Here is a 12,921-nt window from a genome sequence, read left to right as displayed (position 1 = left end):
GGAAAATTGAAAAAAAGATCACAAATTCTGAGCAAATATCTTGTAACCGATATCATTTTTATGATATACTCAAGAAGTAAATTTTAATTAAAGGTAGGATTTATTCTATGAGTAAAATCGTTGTTGTAGGGGCAAACCATGCCGGAACAGCTTGTATCAACACTATGTTAGATAATTTTGGAAATGAAAATGAAATTGTGGTTTTTGACCAAAACTCAAACATTTCATTCCTTGGATGCGGGATGGCACTTTGGATCGGTGAGCAAATCGATGGTCCAGAAGGTCTCTTCTACTCTGATAAAGAAAAATTGGAAGCAAAAGGTGCAAAAGTCTACATGAACTCTCCTGTTCTTTCAATTGACTATGACAACAAAGTGGTAACTGCAGAAGTTGATGGAAAAGAACACAAAGAATCTTATGAAAAATTAATCTTTGCGACCGGATCAACACCAATCATTCCTCCAATTAAAGGAGTTGAAATCGTTCCCGGTAACCGCGAATTCAAAGCAACTCTTGAAAATCTTCAATTCGTTAAATTGTACCAAAACGCTGAAGAAGTGATCGAAAAATTGAAAGACAACAGCAAACACTTGAACCGTATCGCCGTAGTTGGTGGTGGTTACATCGGTGTTGAACTTGCTGAAGCTTTCGAACGTCTTGGTAAAGACGTTGTCTTGGTGGATATCGTGGACACTGTCTTGAACGGCTACTATGACAAAGATTTTACAGACATCATGGCGAAAAACTTGGAAGACCACAACATCCGTTTGGCTCTTGGACAAACTGTTCAAGCAGTTGAAGGAGATGGTAAGGTAGAACGTCTTGTAACCGATAAAGAAACCTTCGATGTAGACATGGTCATCTTGGCTGTTGGTTTCCGTCCAAATACAGCTCTTGCAGATGGTAAGATTGAACTCTTCCGCAACGGTGCCTTCCTTGTTGATAAGAAACAAGAAACGTCACTTCCAGGTGTCTATGCAGTTGGTGACTGTGCGACTATCTATGACAATGCACGTGGTGAAATGAGCTACATCGCACTTGCATCTAATGCGGTTCGTTCAGGTATTGTTGGTGCCTACAATGCGACTGGTCATGAATTGGAAGGAATCGGTGTTCAAGGTTCTAACGGTATCTCTATCTATGGCCTTCATATGGTTTCAACTGGTTTGACTCTTGAAAAAGCAAAAGCTGCCGGCTTCAATGCCACTGAAACAGGCTTCAATGACCTTCAAAAACCTGAATTTATTAAACATGATAACTATGAGGTTGGTATCAAGATTGTTTATGACAAAGACACTCGTCAAATCCTTGGAGCTCAAATGGTATCACGTGATAGCGCCATCTCAATGGCCATCCACATGTTCTCACTTGCTATTCAAGAACACGTGACGATTGATAAGTTAGCCTTGACTGACTTGTTCTTCTTGCCACACTTCAACAAACCTTACAACTACATCACAATGGCAGCTTTAACTGCTGAATAATGAATAAAGAAAAAACAAAGCTAGCAGTGCTAGTTTTGTTTTTTTTGCTTTTCCAAGTATTCAGAGACAGTGAAATAAGGTATAATGAATAGGATAAGAGTTTGAAGGAGTTTGGGAATGTCTGAAAAAGAAGAAGCCTTAAAAAATGAATTTCGTTTTGCCTCTAGTTCGATTGTGGCCCATATTGTCAGAGGTGTTCTGGTTGGGATCGTTGTGGGCTGTGTCGTCTCGAGTTTTCGCTTTTTAATCGAACATATTTTTCATTTTGTTCAAGGCGTCTACAAGGAGATGTCTGGTCAACCACTTTATTTGCTGGCGATGCTGTTGGGGTATGGGGTGATCGTACTGATTGCTGGTCGCCTTATTTGCACCAATCGGGATATCAAGGGATCGGGAATTCCGCAAGTCGAAGCAGAGCTCAAGGGACTCTTAGCAGTGAGCTGGTGGGATACCTTGTGGAAGAAGTATATTCTAGGTGTCTTGGCCATCGGAAGTGGCTTGATGCTTGGTCGTGAAGGTCCTAGTATTCAATTAGGGGCTATGGGTGGAAAAGGAGTGGCCCATCATTTGAAGGTCAGCCCAGTTGAAGAGCGGTCTTTGATTGCAAGTGGAGCTGCTGCAGGGCTTGCAGCCGCCTTTAATGCACCTATAGCAGGACTTTTATTTGTCGTGGAAGAAGTCTACCATCATTTTTCTCGATTCTTTTGGATTTCGACCTTGGCCGCTAGTCTGACTGCTAATTTTATTTCACTCAATGTCTTTGGTCAAACACCCGTACTTCATATGCCGCAAAATATTCCGCCACTCCATTTGTCTCAGTACTGGATTTACCTTTTTCTCGGAGTCTTTTTGGGGGCAGCAGGTTATGTCTATGAAGTAGTGGTGCTGAATATCGGTCGATTGTATCGTTTACTTGAAAAGATTTTTCATGTTCCCTCTCATTACTCTTCCTTATTTGCCTTTGTCTCGATTCTTCCAATCGGCTATTTCCTTCCACAAATTCTTGGTGGTGGGAACCAATTGGTCTTGGATTTAGCTCGAGTACCGTATCCAGTGCTGACCATCCTTCTCTATTTTGTGATCCGTTTCATCTGGAGTATGTTGAGCTATGGTAGTGGCTTACCAGGTGGCATCTTCCTGCCCATACTAGCATTAGGATCACTTTTAGGGGCCATCGTTGGAACCTTCCTCCAAAACATTGGCTTTATCTCTCAAAATCAGCTGCCTTTTTTCATCATTTTAGGAATGAGTGGGTATTTTGGAGCTATTTCAAAAGCGCCATTAACAGCTATGATTTTGGTAACAGAGATGGTCGGTGATATTCGTAGTTTAATGCCACTGGGTATGGTCACCTTGCTGGCTTACATGATCATGGATCTCTTCCATGGAGCACCAGTCTATGAAGCCATGCTGGAGCAACTCTTACCTGATAAGGCGCAAGAAGAAGGAGAGTTGACCTTGATTGAGATTCCTGTATCCGAAAAGATTGCAGGGAAACAAGTTCATGAACTCGAACTCCCTCAAGATATTTTGATCACCACGCAAATGCGAAGTGGTAAGAGCTATACGGTCAATGGTGCGACCCGCTTGTATCTAGGTGATAGCATTTTTGTGGTGGTGAAAGAATCTGAAATTGGACGAGTCAAGGATATTCTTTTGTAAAAGACAGTTTCTTAGAAAAGTCTTTCTATTATTAAATTTTCAGACAATTGTTGAAAAATGAGAAAACTTCTGGTAAAATAAGTCCAAGAACAAAAGAGGAGAAGTCTTTCATGAAAAAATATAGTCTACTCTTATTGAGTGTTGCTCTTTTAGCAGGGTGTGCGAATTCTACTAGCAAACAGTCGAGTCAAAAGACGCAAACCAGCTCAACGGTGCAGTTGTCAAAGGCTGACCAGAAGACCTTGGACAATGCGACAGCTGAATACAAAGACTTTGTTGAAATGCAAATTGACCAATTGCTCAAGGATACAGAAGGTTTCCGAGATACCCTAAAAGCTGGGAATTTGGAAGAAGCTAAAAAACAATATCCCTTGATCCGCATGGCCTATGAACGCTCAGAACCGATTGCTGAAACCTTTGGGGAGTCTGATGTGAAGATTGACTATCGTTTGGTGGACTATGTGGATGAAAATAAATCAGAAGAAGGCTGGTCTGGCTTCCACCGGATTGAACGCATCCTTTGGGAAAACAATACCACAGATGGCACTGACAAATATGCAGACCAACTGGTGAACGATATCAAGGAGTTGAAAGCTAAGATCGCAACCGTTGATGTGACTCCTGATGTGATGCTAACTGGGGCTGTTGATCTGCTCAATGAAGTGGCAACGCAAAAGATCACGGGTGAAGAAGAAGTCTTCTCTCATACAGATCTGTACGACTTCCGTGCCAATATTGAAGGAGCTGAAAAGATTTTCTCACTCTTTAAACCTTTGATTGAGAAAAAAGATGCCAAGTTGGTTAAAACCTTGGAAGCAGAATTCAAAAATGTCAATGATTTATTGGACAAACACATGACTGATGAAACAAATTACAAGTCTTACACAGATTTGACCAAGGAAGATACCAAAGAATTGGCCGAAGCGGTGACCAAACTTGGTGAACCGTTGTCTCAAATGGGTGTGATTTTAGATGGGAAATAAGAAAAATGGCTGACGAAAAATTTTTAGATAAAAAAATGGACCGTCGTGAATTTCTTAAAAAAGCAGGTATTGGAGGGGCTGGTCTAGCACTGGGCCTCTCTGGTGCATCTGCTTTTTTCGCTAATCAAGACAGTTCTAGTAAAAAAGCTTATGATGGGGATGAAGACATCTCCTTTTATGGCAAGCATCAAGCCGGGATTACGACGGCCATGCAGAAGGCTTGCTACTTGGTGGTGCTGGATCTTCACACGACGGACAAAAAAGAAGTCATCCAGCTCTTTAAAGACTGGACCGACTATAGTAGTAAATTAGTCGAAGGAGAATTGGTCAAAAAAGATGGTTCCAATGCCCTCTTGCCACCAACGGATACAGGTGAAACAGTGGGACTCAACCCCTATCGCTTGAGCCTGACGTTTGGGGTTTCAGCTTCCTTTCTAAAGAAACTGGGCTTAGAGTCCAAACGTCCCAAGCTCTTTCGTGATTTGCCTCCATTTCCAAAGGAGCAGTTGCAGGACAAATACACTGGTGGAGATATCGTCATTCAGGCCTGTGCCGACGATGAGCAAGTAGCCTTTCATGCGGTCCGAAATCTCATCCGCAAAGGTCGCAATACCATCACCATGAAGTGGAGCAAGTCCGGTTTTGCGGCGATTGGTGACAGAAAAGAAACGCCGCGTAACCTCTTTGGCTTTAAAGATGGAACAGCAAATGTTACGACGGAGAAGGACTTTGATAAGGTCGTCTGGACTGACAGTAAGGACTGGATGAAGGGTGGTTCCTATATGGCTCTTCGCCTAGTCCAAATGCACTTGGAAACTTGGGACCGGACCAATTTGCAGGAGCAAGAAAACACCTTTGGTCGCTACAAGGAGTCCGGCGCTCCATTTGGGAAAACCAACGAATTTGATGAAGTAGATTTATCTAAACTACCAGTAGATTCACATGTCCGTTTGGCCAAAGAAGTGGATCGTCCGATTTTACGGCGGTCCTATTCCTATTCGGATGGCATCAATGAACAGACTGGGCAATTTGATGCTGGTTTGATTTTTATCGCCTTTCAAAAAGATCCAAACAGTTTTGTTAAAATCCAAACCAATCTAGGTGCAGTGGATAAAATGAACGAGTACATCACCCATATTGGAAGTGGACTCTTTGCTTGCTTTGCAGGCGTAGAGAAAGGAGGCTACCTTGGTCAAGCACTCTTTGAATAAACTCTTGATCTTGTTAGGCATTCTTGCCTTGTTCTGGACTTATCCAGTAGCTGCGGAATCTTATAGCGATCTCTTTATCAAGATCACAGATGCAACAACCGCTGTAGAAAATAAGAACCAGGATAAGGCCAAGGAATTGATCGCTGAGATTCAGGCTGATTTTAAATCCAAGGACCACCATGATTCCAAGGCAGGAAAAAAAGTTAGCCAAGCTTTAGCTATAAAAGGGGAGATAACCAAAGAGGATATCACCAAGATCTCATCAGCCTTGCTAGCTTTTGAAAAAGAGCAAAATCCAGTCGATTTAGAGGCGGAAAAAGACAAACTCGTGAGTCGCCTCGCTCCTTATTTTAAGAACCTACAAGATGCCATTACAGCTAAGGATCTGGATAAAACCCGTCAAACCTATGCAGATCTTAATAATACCTGGACGCGAAACGAAGCGGTGGTAAGAGATCACAGCACAGCTTACTATGGCAAAATCGAGACGGCCATTTCGCTCTTACGTAGTAGCATTGAAACAGAGCCTACTGACTTCACCAGCATCCAGTCCTCCTATGATGACCTCAAAAATGGGATTGATGCCTTTGTAAAAGGAGAAGCGATTAGCAGTGCTAGTACGGATTTGACACTGAAAGATGGGATCAAGCTTTTGGAGAAGGCGCAAAGCCAATTCCAATCCGGCGACGATAAATCTGCTGCAGCAACTATGAAGCAGTTCATCACCATCTGGCCAACCATTGAGGGGGATGTCAGCACGACCAATCCGAGCCTCTACACGCGCGTAGAGAGTGAATCCCCGGTCATTATGGTTAAGGGGAAAGAAAAGACCTATCAAGAGAAATTACAAGCCTTGATCAGGGACCTGTCTGCGATCGATACGACAGCTTCTTACAACGCTTTTGATGCCATGTTGATTCTTCTGCGTGAAGGAGTAGAAGCCCTTCTGATCGTCATGGCGCTTGTAACGACCCTTAAGGCTGCTAAGATGAGGAAAGGCCTCAAATGGGTCTACGGTGGAGCTGCTGCGGGGGTTCTTGCCAGCGCAGCGATCGCTCTTGTTTTGCAAGTAGCTTTTCCTGCTGTTATTTCGGGGTCTAACCGGGAAATCATTGAAGGGGGCGTTGGGATTTTCGCTGTGGTCATGATGATCCTCATTGGAATTTGGCTACACAGCAAGTCCTCTGTCAAACAGTGGAATGCCTTTATGGACCGTCAGATGAAGACGGTAACGGCTACAGGAAGTTTTGTTTCTATGTTTGCCCTCAGTTTCTTAGCAGTCTTTCGTGAAGGGGCTGAGACCATTCTCTTCTACGTTGGGATCATTCCACGGATTACAACCGCTCATTTCATACTAGGAATCGGGCTTGCCGTAGCCGTTCTCATTATCATTGCAGTGGCGATGACCAAGGCCAGTCAAGCTATCCAACCTCATCGGATCTTTTTCATTCTGACGTGGTTGATTTACGCCTTGGCCTTCAAGATGCTCGGTGTCAGCATCCACGCCCTTCAGTTGACCAATATCCTACCGAGTCATTTGGTCAATGGACTTCCAACCATCGATTGGGCGGGGATCTATCCAAGCTGGGAAGTTCTTCTTCCTCAACTACTCTTTGTGGCCCTGATCGCCCTTATCACGGTGAGACAACATGGCAAAGAGTAGAGCAGATAAAATGACCATTGTCGAGCACTTGGTCGAATTTCGAAAACGATTGATCGCTGTGGTCTTGTGTTATATTATCGTCTTCATCGTAGCCTTTGTATTTGGGGGAGAACTCTACCAGATCTTGACCGCTAGCCTGCATCAAAAATTGCTGGTATTAGGGCCTAATGATATCCTCTGGATCTATGTATCGCTGGCCAATCTCACAGCTTTTAGCCTGACACTGCCCTTTATTGTCTACCAGATTTGGCAATTTGTAAGGCCAGCTTTGAGGGAGAAGGAGGCGCGTGCAGTCTTTGCCTACATCCCAGCTAGCTTTATTTGCTTTGTGCTGGGGCTTGCATTTGGTTATTTCTTTGTCAGTCCAGCTATTTTAGAGGTCCTGATGCGCTTGGGAGAAGGGCTGTTTGATACCCAATTGACGGCACAAAATTATTTAACCTTCTTATGGCACACCACCTTGCCTTTAGGGGTCTTGTTTGAGTTACCAGTTTTGGTCGCTTTTCTGACCTCGATTGGGATCTTGACACCACAGTTTTTAATAACCTACCGACGTTACGCTTACTTTGTTCTGCTGGTCTTAGCCGTCGTGCTAACCCCTGCAGACTTTATCAGTGACTTGGCCATGACACTCCCTTTGATCCTCTTATTTGAAGTCAGTGTCGCCATCAGTAAAGTCATCTATTCAAGAAAAAGGAGAAACTAATGGGAATTTTACGTGATATTGGAGCACCAGGTTTGATCATCATCATCCTGGGCGCCCTCTTGATTTTTGGACCAAAACGCCTACCAGAGTTGGGCCAATCCATCGGCAAAATGTTTGCTGAATTTAAGACAGCTGTCAACAAAGGCAGTGAAGAAGCCGATCAAGACACCAAAGAAGCTAAAGAAGAAAAAGAATAATCAGACAATTTTCAAAATTCTATTGAGTTCGATTGCATAAAAAGGTATAATAAGACAAGTACTTGCAATCGACGAAGGAGGAAACCATGATTATTACGATTTTGTCACTCATTTTCTATTTCAGCTATATCGGATTCTTATGCTGGTTGGTCGTAAAAATTGTCGAAAAATTGTTCAATTTCTTGTTGAACCGTTAATAAAGAAACAATCCATTTCACCCTGAGTGAGTGGATTTTTTGTGTCCAATTCAGTTAGAAAGATTCAAACAAAGAGGTTTTAACGGTCTCAGATTGAAGATAAAGTCATATAAAAAACTTTCCTTAAGTGAGTACGGACGTCAGCGAACTTATTAGAAGTTCCATGACTAAATCAAAATACAAAGGGCGTCTGCGGATAAAGTCAAAAGAGGAAATTAGAAAGCAAGTGAAACAACACAACAAAACCATCGTTTTACTGACTGTTTTGTTTATTGCTATGCTTTCCATTTAAATGTTTTTATATCTTTCAACTTCTAGTATTTCTTGTTACTAGTGATGGACTATATCGTTTGTTTTTCTTATTTATTTTAAAAGAATGTTAAGCTTAATAGAAATACAGTAATTACAAGATTGTAATATATTCTGTTATAGCTTTATGTGGCATGGGTATAAATTGATATGACTTTTATTATCTATGGTATAATGAGATAAATTTGGAGTTGTAGAGGCGAGCATTTGGAAGAACATAGACCTGATTTTAGAGATATAAAATCATTTGAAGAATTTAACAGATACTACTGGTATCGAGAAGAGCTTTCACAAATTTGTAAGTACCTTGGATTAGAATACAGATGTACAAAAAAAGAATTAAATCATATTATAGAACAATATTTTAGGGGAAATAGAGTAGAAAAAGTTTTGAGGAAAAGAAACAAAAATCAAACCGAAATAATAACCCTAAATACATCATTACTTGAATGTGGGTTTTCCTTTAATCAGAAATTTCGTGATTATTTTTCAGCTGTAACAGGTGTTAATCCGTTTAAGTTTAATGCTGATATGGCAACTGCTTGGAGAAAAGTAAAACGGGACAACAACATAAATTTTACAATCCAAGATATGATTAAAATATACTATGGAGAGTCAGACTACGCCAAGTATGATAATTCAGCTTGCCAATGGAATCAATTTCTAAAAGACTTTTGTGCCGATGAATTTAGCAATCATTACTCCAACAAGTTAAAAGTTGCGGCTATCCTTTGGAATGAAGTTAGAGATTCAAAAAATAAAAAAATTTATTCACGGGGACTTCTAAAAGAATATAGCTACAAAATAGAGGAGTACTGTAAGTAAACAACTTCAAGTTTGTCGAACGGAATATAAAGTATTAAAGACGATAGCACTCTGTTTTTGCAGAGTGCTTTTTTGTTTTATAGAATATAAGAGAATGTGGGATACTTGCTTTCTCTGCTAGATGATCGAGCAGAGAAAGATTTATTAGATATGACATCAGTCAGCTAAACCCTTTTAGCTGGCTTTTTTGTTAGCGACTCGGTCATTAACTTGCTTGTCAAAATATAATTCGGTATCATAGATATATAATGTTTGGTAAGTAAGTCCTATTGTCAGTTCGGAACAAGTAGATAGGAGAAGGGGAGAAAAAACTAGTGAATAAAGACCAATTGATAGAGAAACCAGAAATAAATATTGTTGGGGTTATTGCAAATCATCAGTTTAACTGGTATATTTGTTCAAACGAAATGTGGACAATGGATATCGATAAATATATTCAGGCATACCAGGAAGCAGGTCTGGATGTTGATTTCTCCTATTTACCTGAGATTCAGCAGAATCTTCATGTGATTACAAAAAGCAATCTTGAGAGCTACTTAGAAATGTATAAAGATGATTGGCTGAAGGTGACGGTTGAAGAATTGATCTCAATGATCAAACGTTCAATGGAAGAGGAGAACTTGAATTCAGAGATTATTCTGGAAGGAAAAGCCTTGCTTCCGGATCTTTTCATCGATTTTGATAAAGAAGAATTTTATTCAAACCATCTGGGGATGAAAAACTACGAAAGATATGTGCCAAACGGATGGAAGTTTTTTTCAGGACGTTTTGATCATTTGATCCCCAAAGAGGAGCAATATTGGATTGAAGAGACCAAGAAAACTGAAGGAACTAGTCTTCTATTCATATAAAAATAATACAGTTTAAAAGTATTTCATGAGACTGTGAAATGCTTTAAAATTTCGCCACATTTCAAATCTTTATATTCCGTTTCGTTAGGAATAGCGATGGAAAGCCAACCAAATATGCTATACTGAAGTAGATAGAAGGAGGAGCGACTGATGAGCAGAAAGTGGGTAAAGATCATTGCTATTTTAATTTTCATCCTATCCGGTAGTTACTTTGTCTACAATAAACTAACGAAGCCGAATCTTGGACCGAAAACAACAAAGCTCTATAAGCATGGTTTTCTTTTGCTAGAAGAACAAATCGGAACCTACATCAAAGAACACTATACTGGGATTGAGAAGATTGAGTTCTCCCCAATCTACGTTACTGAAGAAGGGTCAACATTCTCAAATGCCTATGTGCGTCCGACGATCTATGACAAGTATGGAAATAAAGCTACTCTGGGAGATAAAATAAAGAAATTTATTCCATTAAGTTATGGATTGATTTCAGACATTGTTCTTGATTTTGATGGAGGTGGCAATGAAGTCATTGAGTTACTGGACTCAAATGGCAAACCTGTAGACGTTTCAAATGAGGAGCATTTGCCTAAGAGAGCTATACTCACAGAGGCAAGTAGTACAGATGAAAATATTGAATTATTAGTAGAAGATGGTCAGTTAATAGGAGTCGTAAAGGATGATAAAGGAAGCCCTGGTGCAGAAATTGTTTATAATACGGAACTCCATAAAGGAGACGCGAGAGAGTAGCGCTAACCAATGAAATAGAATGAAAAAGAAAGGACAAAACACATGCAGTATTATTTTATCGGTGGCCTAGGTGGTAATAGCTACCATCTGGCTCCACTAATGGATGAGCTAGGCTTTCCTGTGACCTTTCTAGATCCCTATAGGGAAATGATTCAGACAGAAAACGATCTTCGTGATTGGTTCCAAGGTCGGGTTGGCCAGGTGGGAGAAATCTGTTTATTGGGTCATTCCTTAGGTGGAGATTTGGCTCGTTATCTGGCTAGTGAGTTTCCTCAGATTCAGGCTTTGATTCTCCTGGATGGGGGGTATCTGGATATGGAAAAGATCCTGCCTCTTGAAGAAGAACTAGAAGGCACGTCGTCTTTCATGAAGCAACAAGTCTTTGCAACTTTAGAAGAAGCCGTGTTATCAGAACTTGGTGATGGAGAAGATCCTACTCCTATAGCGCGAAAAGCAGTAGAGGCTAGCTTTCGCTGGAATCCAGCAAGTGAACAATATGAATTAAATCTGGATCTCGAAAAGGTCATGGCCTTATTTCGTCTACGGCGTCAGATCAAGGCTTACCAAATTCCACTGGCAGACCTGCCTGTCCTCTTTATTGGACCTCGATACCAAGAAGAACCTGAATGGAGAAAAGAAGCTCTGAAGCAACTAGATCCCCAGATCAAGCAAGTTTTGCTAGATGCTTTGGGGCACGAACTGTATACAGAGGCGCCAGAAATTGTAGCTAGAGAAGTCAACAATTGGCTCCAAAATGTTCATAAATAAAACCTGTTTTCTTTTTTGAAACAGGTTTTTATCTTGTAATTTCCGAACGTTATTTCCTATAAAATCATTCCCATTGCATTAGGTCCGTATCTTTGGTATAATCTATCAAGGAAACGTCAAGAGACGTAGCGATGCGCTTGCGCATAGGTAGGTCAGTTTTTAGAAAAGAGATTTTTCAATCTATGTTAAATGAATTTCCTATTTTCGACTATGAAGATATTCAGTTGATTCCCAACAAATGTATCATCAATAGCCGGTCAGAAGCAGATACAACCGTCCAATTTGGAAAGCATACCTTCAAGCTTCCAGTCGTTCCGGCTAATATGCAGACGATCTTGGATGAGAGTGTAGCAGAGCAGTTGGCGCGTGGTGGGTATTTCTATATCATGCACCGGTTTGATGAAGCAGGTCGGATTCCTTTTGTCAAACGCATGCATGATCAAGGTTTGATCGCTTCCATTTCGGTTGGTGTTAAGGAATACGAATACGACTTTGTGAGTCAATTAAAGGCAGATGCGCCTGAGTACATCACTATTGATATCGCACACGGTCATGCGGATAGTGTCATTCGGATGATTCAACACATCAAGAAAGAATTGCCAGATACCTTTGTCATTGCTGGAAATGTTGGAACTCCTGAAGCTGTTCGTGAATTGGAAAATGCGGGAGCTGATGCGACTAAGGTCGGAATCGGCCCTGGTAAGGTTTGTATCACCAAAGTTAAGACTGGATTTGGTACAGGTGGTTGGCAATTGGCTGCTCTTCGCTGGTGCTCAAAAGCAGCTCGTAAGCCAATCATTGCGGACGGTGGTATTCGGACTCATGGTGATATTGCCAAATCGATTCGTTTCGGGGCGTCTATGGTCATGATCGGTTCTCTCTTTGCAGGACATATCGAAAGTCCTGGTAAAACAGTAGAGATTGATGGAGAGTCTTTCAAAGAGTACTATGGATCTGCTTCCGAGTACCAAAAAGGCGCTTATAAGAATGTCGAAGGTAAGAAGATTTTATTGCCTGCCAAGGGTCATTTGCAAGACACCTTAACGGAAATGGAACAAGATTTGCAAAGTTCGATCTCTTATGCAGGAGGCCGAAAATTAGCAGATTTGAAACACGTTGACTATGTGATCGTTAAGAATTCTATCTGGAATGGCGATGCACACTAATTGAATTACTTATTTATTTCACGAATGGGCGTGATGTTTCTACAAGGTGCCGGAACACCTAACAATAAGTAAGTCGGGATTATCTCTCTTTCTAGAGAGATTTCAAGGCTTGCTTAGCAGGCCTTTTTGTGTTTTGTGAATGAGTAGAGGAT

At 41.1% G+C, this 12,921-nt stretch carries 12 protein-coding genes and 1 riboswitch; all 12 genes read left to right on the top strand.

Annotated features, from left to right (window positions below):
• Nucleotides 1-107 precede the first annotated feature (107 nt).
• The 12 genes from nox to guaC all read left to right on the top strand — a co-directional run bounded on the left by nox (nt 108) and on the right by guaC (nt 12,769).
• Nucleotides 108-1,484 (top strand): H2O-forming NADH oxidase, encoded by a 1,377-nt coding sequence (gene nox / locus H7T97_RS02055; protein ID WP_023918076.1) that lies wholly within the window; start codon nt 108-110, stop codon nt 1,482-1,484.
• A gap of 117 nt (nt 1,485-1,601) precedes the next feature.
• Nucleotides 1,602-3,146, top strand: a complete 1,545-nt coding sequence (locus H7T97_RS02050) for a ClC family H(+)/Cl(-) exchange transporter (protein WP_195529459.1) — start codon at nt 1,602-1,604, stop codon at nt 3,144-3,146.
• Between the two features lie 110 nt (nt 3,147-3,256).
• Nucleotides 3,257-4,129, top strand: coding sequence for an iron uptake system protein EfeO (gene efeO / locus H7T97_RS02045; RefSeq protein ID WP_061455553.1), 873 nt, complete (start codon nt 3,257-3,259; stop codon nt 4,127-4,129).
• A gap of 5 nt (nt 4,130-4,134) precedes the next feature.
• Nucleotides 4,135-5,340, top strand: coding sequence for an iron uptake transporter deferrochelatase/peroxidase subunit (efeB, locus tag H7T97_RS02040; protein ID WP_013903545.1), 1,206 nt, complete (start codon nt 4,135-4,137; stop codon nt 5,338-5,340).
• Nucleotides 5,318-7,003, top strand: coding sequence for an FTR1 family iron permease (locus H7T97_RS02035; RefSeq protein ID WP_061455554.1), 1,686 nt, complete (start codon nt 5,318-5,320; stop codon nt 7,001-7,003). The genes efeB and H7T97_RS02035 overlap by 23 nt, the downstream gene beginning before the upstream one ends.
• Nucleotides 6,990-7,709: a twin-arginine translocase subunit TatC gene (gene tatC / locus H7T97_RS02030; RefSeq protein WP_201089184.1), complete on the top strand. Its 720-nt coding sequence runs from the start codon at nt 6,990-6,992 to the stop codon at nt 7,707-7,709. Before H7T97_RS02035 ends, tatC begins: the two co-directional genes overlap by 14 nt.
• Complete coding sequence (locus H7T97_RS02025) at nt 7,709-7,906, top strand: Sec-independent protein translocase subunit TatA/TatB (RefSeq protein ID WP_003007243.1); 198 nt, start codon at nt 7,709-7,711, stop codon at nt 7,904-7,906. Before tatC ends, H7T97_RS02025 begins: the two co-directional genes overlap by 1 nt.
• A 713-nt stretch (nt 7,907-8,619) precedes the next feature.
• Nucleotides 8,620-9,237: an SAP domain-containing protein gene (locus tag H7T97_RS02020; protein WP_023918090.1), complete on the top strand. Its 618-nt coding sequence runs from the start codon at nt 8,620-8,622 to the stop codon at nt 9,235-9,237.
• A gap of 314 nt (nt 9,238-9,551) precedes the next feature.
• Complete coding sequence (locus tag H7T97_RS02015; RefSeq protein WP_023918092.1) at nt 9,552-10,088, top strand: hypothetical protein; 537 nt, start codon at nt 9,552-9,554, stop codon at nt 10,086-10,088.
• 150 nt (nt 10,089-10,238) lie between these two features.
• Complete coding sequence (locus H7T97_RS02010; protein ID WP_023918094.1) at nt 10,239-10,835, top strand: hypothetical protein; 597 nt, start codon at nt 10,239-10,241, stop codon at nt 10,833-10,835.
• A 42-nt stretch (nt 10,836-10,877) separates the two neighbouring features.
• Nucleotides 10,878-11,603, top strand: a complete 726-nt coding sequence (locus H7T97_RS02005; RefSeq protein ID WP_195327141.1) for an alpha/beta fold hydrolase — start codon at nt 10,878-10,880, stop codon at nt 11,601-11,603.
• A 182-nt stretch (nt 11,604-11,785) separates the two neighbouring features.
• On the top strand, nt 11,786-12,769 hold the full coding sequence (guaC, locus tag H7T97_RS02000) for a GMP reductase (protein ID WP_037599307.1): 984 nt from the start codon (nt 11,786-11,788) through the stop codon (nt 12,767-12,769).
• Nucleotides 12,759-12,854, top strand: a riboswitch (purine riboswitch). (Overlaps the previous gene by 11 nt.)
• The last annotated feature ends 67 nt before the right edge of the window (nt 12,855-12,921 follow it).

It is taken from the genome of Streptococcus parasanguinis, assembly GCF_016648925.1.
Taxonomy (GTDB): Bacteria; Bacillota; Bacilli; order Lactobacillales; family Streptococcaceae; genus Streptococcus.
This window is presented reverse-complemented; position numbering and strand designations above follow the sequence as displayed.

What these genes read in the sequence shown, in the direction of transcription:
- H7T97_RS02025 (WP_003007243.1), top strand. Translation starts at nt 7,709, where the DNA reads ATGGGAATTTTACGTGATATTGGAGCACCAGGTTTGATCATCATCATC.
- efeO (WP_061455553.1), top strand. Translation starts at nt 3,257, where the DNA reads ATGAAAAAATATAGTCTACTCTTATTGAGTGTTGCTCTTTTAGCAGGG.
- H7T97_RS02010 (WP_023918094.1), top strand. Translation starts at nt 10,239, where the DNA reads ATGAGCAGAAAGTGGGTAAAGATCATTGCTATTTTAATTTTCATCCTA.
- H7T97_RS02050 (WP_195529459.1), top strand. Translation starts at nt 1,602, where the DNA reads ATGTCTGAAAAAGAAGAAGCCTTAAAAAATGAATTTCGTTTTGCCTCT.
- guaC (WP_037599307.1), top strand. Translation starts at nt 11,786, where the DNA reads ATGTTAAATGAATTTCCTATTTTCGACTATGAAGATATTCAGTTGATT.
- tatC (WP_201089184.1), top strand. Translation starts at nt 6,990, where the DNA reads ATGGCAAAGAGTAGAGCAGATAAAATGACCATTGTCGAGCACTTGGTC.
- efeB (WP_013903545.1), top strand. Translation starts at nt 4,135, where the DNA reads ATGGCTGACGAAAAATTTTTAGATAAAAAAATGGACCGTCGTGAATTT.
- H7T97_RS02005 (WP_195327141.1), top strand. Translation starts at nt 10,878, where the DNA reads ATGCAGTATTATTTTATCGGTGGCCTAGGTGGTAATAGCTACCATCTG.
- nox (WP_023918076.1), top strand. Translation starts at nt 108, where the DNA reads ATGAGTAAAATCGTTGTTGTAGGGGCAAACCATGCCGGAACAGCTTGT.